The organism is Microvirga sp. HBU67558 (genome assembly GCF_018069605.1).
GTDB classification, from domain to species: domain Bacteria; phylum Pseudomonadota; class Alphaproteobacteria; order Rhizobiales; family Beijerinckiaceae; genus Microvirga; species Microvirga terrae.
In genome coordinates this window covers 1-8,379 of the sequence record NZ_JAGPUP010000407.1, presented here as the reverse complement: position 1 = coordinate 8,379, position 8,379 = coordinate 1, and the positions used below count along the sequence as shown (strand labels likewise).

The window sequence follows — 8,379 nt, the reverse complement described above, 5'->3', positions numbered from 1 at the left end:
GTCGTGGGCGGGCTCGTCCTCTACGTGATCTTCGAGCGGTATCTGAAAAAGGCTCTGCATCGGACCCATGACCAGCGCAAAGCCATCGAGATTGGCACGCTGGTAGCCGCGATTGCTGCCGTGGTGCTGGCCGCGGGCAGCCTAGTTTACACGCTGACGTCGATCCGTGCCCTTGAGGAGCGTGTCATGGCGCTCGAAAAGGCTGCGCGAAATCTCCCTCAGGGGAGATAGTGACGACGTGGATGAGGGTAGGGGAGAAGCAAGGCCCTGGACGAGCGATTAAGGCCCGTGAGCTGCTGCGCTACATTTCGATGGCTGGATGCATTCCGGTTGTGATACCAATCGGCGCTGATGCTCATGCATTGGCCCAGTCCCGCAATCCGATGGACATGATGGTCCATGGCTGCGCGACGAGCTTGTTCCAGGCCGCGCAGCAGTGATCGAGAATGTCGGTGTAGGATGTGAAGATCCGGTTGGAGAGCCAGTTCTCCCGCATGTACTGCCAGATATTCTCGACCGGGTTCAACTCAGGCGCTTTCGCCGGCAGTGGCACCAGAGTGATGTTGGCCGGTACCTGCAGTTTGCGCGAGACATGCCAGCCCGCCCGGTCCAACAGCAAGACGGCGTGAGCCCCGGGCGCCACCGCCTGCGCGATCTCCTTCAGATGCTCATTCATCGCCTGTGTGGTGCAGCGGGGCAGCACCAGGCCAGCGGCTTTGCCGTGCGCCGGGCAGATGGCGCCGAAGATGTAGGTCGAGGCGGTGCGCAGATCCCGCAGCGCGGAGGGCCGCGTGCCGCGCTTGGCCCAGCGGCGGGTGATCTTGTCCTTCTGGCCGATCCGCGCCTCATCGGCAAACCAGATCTCTAGCGGCTTGCCGTCAGCCTCGTGGGTCGCGATTTCCGCCACACGCGTGGGGAAGTCTAATGGCATGGACCGGCCGTGCTCCCCGGTGGAGCATGGGAGGACGGGATTGTCCCGCAGCCACGGAGCCATGTCATGACCTACCAGAGCGCGACTGAGGCCATTGCCACCATCGGCATCGACTTGGGCAAGAACACCTTCCACCTCATCGGCATGGAGGCCTGTGCCGGCGCCCATCACGTCGGGCGCCAACTTGCGGCCCTCGGTCATGACGTGCACCTCATCCCAGCCCAGTATGTGAAGCCATTCCTCAAGGGCCACAAAAACGACTACCGCGATGCTGAGGCCATCGCCGAGGCGGTGCAGCGTCCGACCATGCGGCCTGTGCCGCTGAAGTCAGCCGAACAACTCGATCTGCAGGCTCTGCACCGAGTGCGGAGCCGCTTGGTCGGGCAGCGCACGGCGGTGATCAACCAGATCCGCGCCTTCTTGCTTGAGTGCGGTATTCCGGTCCGAAAGGGGCCGGGTGGCTTACGCGAGGCGCTTCCGGCCATCCTGGCCCAGCGCACGGACGTGCTCTCGCCACGCATGATCCACCTCATCGAGGATGTGGCAGAAGATTGGCGGCAGCTTGACGAGCGCATCGAGATGCTGACCCGGGACATCACAGCCCTGGCCCGTCAGGATACGGGCTGTCAGCGGCTGATGGGGATCCCAGGGGTTGGAGTGATCACCGCCAGCGCCATGGTGGCGGCGATTGGAACGGGAGCCGCGTTCACCAGAGGCCGCGACTTTGCCGCCTGGCTGGGCTTGGTCCCCAAGCAGATCTCGACGGGCGACCGCACAATCCTGGGCGGCCTGTCCAAGCGCGGCAACCGCTACTTGCGCACGCTGTTCGTGAGTGGGGCACAAGTTCTCCTGCAGCGCCCGCACCATTGGCAGGGACACCGCTTCGGCCGCTGGCTTTCAACAGCATCGCCGCGGCTGCATCGGAATGTGCTCGCCGCGGCTTTGGCCAACAAGCTCGCCCGGATGGCCTGGAGCGTCCTATACCGCGAGCGCGGCTACGATCCGGAGTATGCCGCCCGGATGCCGTGAGGTGCTCCAGCGTCGAATGATCCGGAGGTAGAGTTCCCCCCGAGGTTCGCGAGAAGGATGTGACAGGATGGATGAACGGTTGCCCGTCGCACCGCAAGCCTGGTTTTAAAAATGGCCCAGTGAGGTCTGAAGTCTAAGCAGGCTCGGTGCGCGCGGATTCCCATACTGGCCCGGAGCTTAAGCTCCATACTGAGGCCGGATAGATTGATGCGAACCGTCTCTCCCCATCTGCCACAACCCTCTTGCAACGCACGGCCGGTCCATAGATTTAAAAACCGCCACAGCGGCGTCGCTCTTGGCATGGTGGCGTGGTCGAGCCGAGAGCTTGCGGTAGCCGAGCGCCCGCAGTTCGCGGCCCAGCGTGGTCTCGCTCACCTCAATCCGGAACTCATCCCAGAGCCACTGCACCAGATCCTTCAGCCGCCAGCGCACCACCCCATGGATAGCCGGAACGGGGCCGCTCTCCACCAGGGCCAGCAAGGCCTCCCGGTGGTGGGTACTCAGCTTGCAGACATTTCCCGGTCCCTTGCCGTCGACCAGGGCTTCAGGTCCATGGGCGTTAAAGCGCATCACCCAGTCCCGCACCGTCTGCAACCCGACCCCGCCGACCCGCGCCGCCTTGCTCCGCGTGCCGCCATCGTAGATCTCGGCCAGCGCCAGCAAGCGTCGGCTTTGCCCGGCATTGCGAGTGGCCTTGGCTAAAGCCCGCAGCCGGGCTGCGTCATAGTCCTGGCGAAGCTCGATCCCTGGGCGCATGGCGAACCTCCTGCTCGCCAGCATGGAATCAGACATGTGCCCGGCTGAAAACCCCAAATGAGTCAGCCTTCATGCCGCTTGGTATGAATCGTTGCGGCGCAATCGATTCAGCACTTTGATTGGACCTCACCTCGCGCCCGGCGCAACATGGAGGCATGCCCGACGACACGATCCAGTACTTGGTGCTCGACCGGTGTGATCCCACTTGCAACATGGCCCGCTACTATGTGTTGTCGATCGAGCCCAGCCTGTTCGGTGATGTCTCCTTGATCCGCGAATGAGGCCGCATCGGCCGGCCTGGTCAGAAGCGGATTGAGCATTACGAAACCCGATCAATGGCCGTGGAAGCTCTTGAGACTTGGCTCCAGCGGAAGTGCCGACGTGGCTACGCGCTCAGAGATGGTAGGAGGATTGCTGGGATCGACGCGGCGGCTTGCGCCATTCCGTATGCCGAAGTCGAAAATGCGGAGGCTGACCGATTATGGCATAGCGGCGTTGAGACTGTTCTCTGACAAGGGCGTCGGCACTTCGATCATGTTCATGCACCATCTTGCGGTCTGGAACATCCCGATAGCCATTCCTGCCGCAAGTGCGGCCCCGAGTTCTTCGCAGCGGTATGAGGCGTTCATCCGTGGCGACATCGCAGCAGCCGATCTTCTGCCGGCGATCAGGAGCCTCCAAGACACTGAGTGAATGGAGTGGTTGACCCGCTGCGGCGCCTGATCTGTTCACAAGGGCTTGCCATCAGTCGTCTCGCTGGCGTCTTGCGTCTCGTCTGTTGGCGATCTCATTGGCCGCCACGGCTATCCACGCTAAGGTCAGGACCGCCGCAGGAGCTCCGGTGACAGCGAGAACATACGCCTCATTGATGTAGCCGGCCCGCAAGGCGCCCCAGCCAACCAGCAGATAAAACGCCGGCGCAAGCGGATAGTAGAACAGGAACTTGCTTGAACGGTCTTGCTGCGGTCGCCTTTCACTCCGCCGGTTGGCGATCTTATTGGCCACGACAGCGGCCCACCCCAGTACCATCACGGCCGCGGGCATGCCGCTAAAGGCCAAGAACTTGACCTCGTCGAAGTCCCCGGTGCGCAGAAGATACCAGCCGACAGCCAAAATGAGGGCCGGGGGGATCAGGAACCCGAGAGCATACTTACGGATCACGGCGAGAATTCCAGATTGATCGCGCCCAGGACAGTACCAGAGTGATACCCACACGCCTATACGAGTGTTCCGGCGGTGCATATCCTCACTTCCGGATAGCGTTCTTCTGAGCCTGATCGAAGAGTTGATCCCATTTGCCTGTTTTGAGTTCCGTGAGGGGAAGGCCAAGACCTAGTGTTGCCCATGCCGCTGCCCGCGACAAGGGCACGGCCCTGTGGGGCATTGCGAGACCCGGTTGGCCTGTTGGACGACAAGATGATCTCACTGACTTTCGATAGTCCGCCATACCGCTGTTCCGGACGAAGGAGTACGGGACCCTCGACGAACGCAAGGACCTGGATTGGATGGTGCGTCGGGCGGAAACGTGGATGCCCAAACTCGCCAGTGGTTCATCTGTCGTCCTAAACCTCAGTGACGCGTGGCGCCGAGGCGAACTCACGCTCTCGTTCTATCAGGAACGGTTGCTCATCAGGGTTGAAGACGAAATCAGTCTCAAACTCTGCCAGCGGTTTGCGGGGCAGTCACCGTCAAAGCTCCCGGCGCCTGCGGAGTCGGTGACAGTGCGGACGGCCGCCGTGTTCGAGGCTTCTTAGTTCTGGGCAAGAGCGCGATTGATGCCCTTCCTCCGGCACTGAGGAGATTTGGGGTGAGCGTCTCCTCTGCTGGCCTGAGCCAGGGCAAACAGCCGAGCCGCTGACGTGGCAGCTTGCCCGCAATGGCATCAGCCTGCCTGCAGAGCGCGATGGCGGGGGTAGAGCAATCCCAGGGAAGGACGATGGGGAGAGCATCAGGCAGGTGAAGGACAAGACGAGACAAATCCCAAAAAGGACACCTCACGCCTCGCTGAAGGCCGGCCCGAAGCGGCGTAGCGCCTGAGACGAGAGTGAGATTGTCGATCCTTCGGCGGACGGCCCGCACAACGCAGGCCGGCCCACGCTCATCATCAACCCTCATTGAGACTCATTCCATGTCCACACCTCAAGACGATCCTGCACAAGTCATTCGCGGCCTCGTCGCACTCACCAAGAAACAAATCATCGGCCAGGATGCCGCTGTCGAGGCCTTCGCCCTGGAAACCTACAGCCACATCGCGCTCAGCCCCCTGCGGCACCGACCTGGCGTCTTCCTCATTGCCGGTCCGAATGTCGAAGATGATCATCTCGATCTGATCGGCGGCCTCGTTCAATCCCAGAAGAACTTGGGCGGCCTGTACAAGCTGGCCGGCAATCGAGGAGAAGATCTCGACCATATCTTCTCCTCGTCCCCTGGTGCCACGGAAGGGTACTCATTGCTGCAGGCGCTGAAGGACAGCCCTGACGGCGTGTTCGTGCTTCAGGATATCGATCAAGCCCACCTGCACATCCGCATGAGTCTTGAGTGGATCTGGAGCCATGGTCACGTTGTCGATGAAGCAGGCGAGTTGCGTACACTGGCTGATGCTGTTTTCATCCTGACGACGGCGGTGGCTCAGGACCAAATCGGAGAGATCGCCCGCACCGACCCGGATCCGGCCCGCTTGCATGTCGAGTGCCTCAAGGCTCTCGTCGATGCCGGCTTTCCAGCCTCGCTCCTCAGGCACGTCGACTTCGCTTTCGGCTTGAAGCGTCTTACTACGGGCGAACTGATGCGTGCATACTACGAGCGCCTTGCCGCTCTGGTAGCGTCGCATGGGCTGGTTCTGGAGGAGGGTGGGCTTGACGCGCGCATTCTTCTTCAGGTCATAGATCCGACGACTGAGCCCACCGCCCGGGATATCATGTTGCCGTGGGATAGCCTGTCTGATCGCTTGGCTCAGATCAAGACCGCCGGCGCTCACATGGTCAGGCTGATTGTAGACGATGAGTTCATCCGGATCGTGCCGATCGGAGGGTTGACGCCGCAGTGGGTAGTAGACGCGTTCGTTGCTGTCGCTCCAGTCCCGTCCGCTGATGGGGAGGCCACGGATGAGTAAGGAGATGAGTGCTCAAGACCTTCCGATGGAGGCACGGCTCGAGGCGCATGCGCTGCTCGATCGCCTGACGATGGATGGACCAACGTTTTCCCGTGAGGATGCACGGCGCTTGATCGCGCTGATCCCGGTCACGCCCCGGCGGCGGTTCTCGTTCACCGGCCTGCTCCAGGGCCGCGGGCCTGGCTTTCGCGGGCGGGCAACCGGAGTCGGCGACGTGGAACTGCGCGGAGAAAGCAAGGAGAGGCGCGTATCCTTGAACGCCCCAAGGTCTCACAGGATCGGAGGCTACGTGGTCGTTCATACGCCAGGGCAGGTGGTCATCGACTTGTTGTGGATCGCAACGCGTGAGGATCTGTCCGGGCAATCTTGCCAGTTGTTGTACGAGGCTGAGACGGGCGAGCCAAAAGCGATGGAGATCTCAACGCAGCGAACGCTGACGCTACTATTCATCCGTCTGGCCTTCATCTCCTATGTGCCCTGGAAGATGCCGGAGGGGTGACGCAAGGGAAGAGTTGACCTAACGATCATTCTCGAATGTGCGGATGATCTCTGATAGGGACCCGCCAGTCAGCGAAATGAGGGGCCCCTCCGGAACCCCACCCGGGAAGCCGCTTATACCGGCTTCCTGTCCGCCTCTCCCTACAAGGGCGAGAGCCTGCTCCGGTTCGAGTACACTCTCCCGCTGACCAGACTGGCTCTGCGCCAAGCGGCCTTCCAGCGACCAAGAGTCTTTCTACTCCAAGCGTAATCTGATAGCACTCTGTATTGATCAATACATCGAGAACGAAATCAATGCTGCCAAGTGAACGATTGAAGATGCTACGCCGCCATCGCGGATACCCATCGGCCGCCGCTGCGGCACGGGCCTCTGGTATTCAGATTCCGACTTTCACTTCGCATGAGAACGGACACCGCAAGCTTAATAGAGCCAGCGCAGAGAAATATGCAGCTTTTTTGGGCACATCTCCCGAGTGGTTGCTGTACGGTCACGGTCCCAACCCGATCTCGGACAGTGCTAATAGCGAGCAGCGGGAGAATAAGGCTGAGCCCCGCGCCGCCCACCGTGCAAGACGAAGCGCCGCAATGCGCCCCACACTGAGTGGCGAAAGCAAACCTTTACATCAACAGGCTCCTCAAACAGTCACACGATTACCCGTGTTCGGATTTACCATGCCCACAATTCCACCTGATGGCCGAGTTATACTCACCGAACGTCCAATTGCCGAAACATGGTGTCCGGAACCCTTACGAGGGGTGTTTGGCGCGTATGCGCTGTATGTATATAGCTCGTCGATGAGCCCTCGCTACGAACCTGGGGAGATGGTCTGGGTTCATCCACGTCTGCCAATTGTTCAGGGCGATTACGTGGTCGTGCAAGTGCGTCCAGACTTTGTTGACGATATCTTATATCAGAGTACCGACAATTTGTATCATGTGGCAGATGAGCAAAACTCACGCATCGGATGGGTTAGACGTTTCGTATCTCAAACCACACAAGAGATTATTCTTGAACGGCTCGATTCAGAGCTTAGTCAAGATCGTACAATTTCATTTCCAGCAAACATCGTTCTTGCGTTGCACAAAGTTGTGTTTTCAGGGCAAGGCTAAGTGGTGTATCCGGTAGGTAGAGGGGTATAATGGCGTCTCCCGCTGATCCAATAGCGGAGGCGACCCATGGCGCCAGTCTGCTTACGGCACCTAGCCGCTGACGAGTTCGCGACCGTCAAGCGCCTGGCTCACTCACAGACGGCTCCGGCCCAGAGGGTGCAACGAGCGCAAGTGATCTGGCGCGCCAGTTGCGGCGAGAGCGCCTCGGCGATTGCAGCCCGGGTCGGCCTCGACGGCGAGACCGTGCGCAAGCGCATTCACCGTTTCAATGCGGAGGGACTGGAAGCCCTCAAGGACCGATCCCGCTCAGGCCGCCCACCGACGTATTCGGCCGAACAGACTGCCACCGTGATCGCGACGGCGCTCACGAAGCCAGAGACCCTCGGGCTGCCGTTTGCCGCCTGGACCCTGGATCGGCTGGCGGCCTATTTGCATGAGGTGAAGGGCATCGCGATGCAGCGCAGCCGCATCGACGAGATCCTGCTCCACGAAGGCCTGCGCTGGCGCAAACACGGGACCTGGTGCGGCGAGCGGGTCGATCCGGCCTTCGCCGAAAAAGGGGCGCTCGAAACGCTCTACACCGCACTGCCTGCGGGCATTTGGGTCGTCTGTCTCGACGAAATGGGACCGGTGAGCGCGAAGAGCTACGCGGGTCGTGCGCTGGTGCAGAGCCGAACGCGACCGGCCGAGCGCGCGAAGCAGGAGATCGACTACGGCCGGCCCGCCAAAGGCTATGTCTTTGGCGAGTTTCGTCCCGCAACCGGTGAAGCCTTCACGCATCCCTATCCTGGTCGCGGCGGTGCCCACTGGGTCGACTTTCTGGAGCACGTTGAGACCTGGATCCCGAGCACGACCGAGCGGGTCTATGCGATCATGGCCAACCTCGGCTCCCACCGCACGACCGACGTGCTGCTGTTCCTGCTGGCCCATCCACGCTGGGAGA

Annotated in this window: 11 protein-coding genes and 1 pseudogene; 9 read left to right on the top strand and 3 right to left on the bottom strand. The window is 61.1% G+C overall.

The window, feature by feature from the left end; genetic code table 11:
* Positions 1–231 (top strand): hypothetical protein (locus tag KBI52_RS03330; RefSeq protein WP_210805284.1); only part of this gene is annotated, 231 nt, incomplete at its 5' end.
* Positions 232–355: 124 nt separating this feature from the next.
* On the opposite strand, the pseudogene KBI52_RS03325 reads toward KBI52_RS03330, so the two are convergent.
* Positions 356–919 (bottom strand): annotated as a pseudogene (locus KBI52_RS03325) (IS630 family transposase); the annotation flags it as partial.
* A 78-nt stretch (positions 920–997) separates the two neighbouring features.
* Between KBI52_RS03325 and KBI52_RS03320 the strand changes: the two are divergent.
* A complete protein-coding gene (locus tag KBI52_RS03320) occupies positions 998–1,960 on the top strand; it encodes an IS110 family transposase (protein ID WP_210805282.1) in 963 nt (320 codons plus the stop codon).
* A gap of 177 nt (positions 1,961–2,137) precedes the next feature.
* Here the strand turns inward: KBI52_RS03320 and KBI52_RS03315 are convergent, their stop codons facing one another.
* Positions 2,138–2,716 carry a winged helix-turn-helix domain-containing protein gene (locus tag KBI52_RS03315; RefSeq protein ID WP_210805280.1) on the bottom strand — a complete coding sequence of 193 codons (579 nt, stop codon included), beginning with the start codon at positions 2,714–2,716 and terminating at the stop codon, positions 2,138–2,140.
* A 155-nt stretch (positions 2,717–2,871) separates the two neighbouring features.
* Here KBI52_RS03315 and KBI52_RS33890 point away from each other — a divergent pair, with 155 nt between their 5' ends.
* Genes KBI52_RS33890 through KBI52_RS03305 form a run of 3 tightly spaced genes read left to right on the top strand, consistent with a single transcriptional unit; the run spans position 2,872 to position 3,409 of the window.
* Positions 2,872–2,997: a WGR domain-containing protein gene (locus tag KBI52_RS33890; protein WP_315974913.1), complete on the top strand. Its 126-nt coding sequence runs from the start codon at positions 2,872–2,874 to the stop codon at positions 2,995–2,997.
* A 6-nt stretch (positions 2,998–3,003) separates the two neighbouring features.
* Positions 3,004–3,228 (top strand): hypothetical protein, encoded by a 225-nt coding sequence (locus tag KBI52_RS33885; RefSeq protein WP_315974914.1) that lies wholly within the window; start codon positions 3,004–3,006, stop codon positions 3,226–3,228.
* Positions 3,179–3,409, top strand: a complete 231-nt coding sequence (locus KBI52_RS03305; RefSeq protein WP_210805286.1) for a hypothetical protein — start codon at positions 3,179–3,181, stop codon at positions 3,407–3,409. The genes KBI52_RS33885 and KBI52_RS03305 overlap by 50 nt, the downstream gene beginning before the upstream one ends.
* 51 nt (positions 3,410–3,460) lie before the next feature.
* On the opposite strand, the gene KBI52_RS03300 is transcribed toward KBI52_RS03305, so the two are convergent.
* Positions 3,461–3,877 (bottom strand): hypothetical protein, encoded by a 417-nt coding sequence (locus KBI52_RS03300; RefSeq protein ID WP_210805278.1) that lies wholly within the window; start codon positions 3,875–3,877, stop codon positions 3,461–3,463.
* A 967-nt stretch (positions 3,878–4,844) separates the two neighbouring features.
* On the opposite strand from KBI52_RS03300, the gene KBI52_RS03295 reads away from it, so the two are divergent.
* From KBI52_RS03295 to KBI52_RS32605, 4 genes are all read left to right on the top strand, one after another.
* Entirely contained in the window at positions 4,845–5,828 is a 984-nt protein-coding gene (locus KBI52_RS03295; RefSeq protein WP_210805276.1) for a hypothetical protein, read from the top strand.
* Between the two features lie 4 nt (positions 5,829–5,832).
* Positions 5,833–6,327 carry a hypothetical protein gene (locus KBI52_RS03290; protein WP_210805274.1) on the top strand — a complete coding sequence of 165 codons (495 nt, stop codon included), beginning with the start codon at positions 5,833–5,835 and terminating at the stop codon, positions 6,325–6,327.
* 266 nt (positions 6,328–6,593) lie between these two features.
* Positions 6,594–7,436 carry an XRE family transcriptional regulator gene (locus KBI52_RS03285; RefSeq protein ID WP_210805272.1) on the top strand — a complete coding sequence of 281 codons (843 nt, stop codon included), beginning with the start codon at positions 6,594–6,596 and terminating at the stop codon, positions 7,434–7,436.
* Between the two features lie 66 nt (positions 7,437–7,502).
* The coding region (locus KBI52_RS32605; protein WP_247654149.1) for an IS630 family transposase at positions 7,503–8,379 on the top strand (877 nt) is incomplete at its 3' end.

Coding starts and splice junctions, on each gene's coding strand:
- KBI52_RS03295 (WP_210805276.1), top strand. CDS start 4,845: ATGTCCACACCTCAAGACGATCCTGCACAAGTCATTCGCGGCCTCGTC.
- KBI52_RS03290 (WP_210805274.1), top strand. CDS start 5,833: ATGAGTGCTCAAGACCTTCCGATGGAGGCACGGCTCGAGGCGCATGCG.
- KBI52_RS03305 (WP_210805286.1), top strand. CDS start 3,179: ATGCGGAGGCTGACCGATTATGGCATAGCGGCGTTGAGACTGTTCTCT.
- KBI52_RS03315 (WP_210805280.1), bottom strand. CDS start 2,716: ATGCGCCCAGGGATCGAGCTTCGCCAGGACTATGACGCAGCCCGGCTG.
- KBI52_RS03320 (WP_210805282.1), top strand. CDS start 998: ATGACCTACCAGAGCGCGACTGAGGCCATTGCCACCATCGGCATCGAC.
- KBI52_RS33890 (WP_315974913.1), top strand. CDS start 2,872: ATGCCCGACGACACGATCCAGTACTTGGTGCTCGACCGGTGTGATCCC.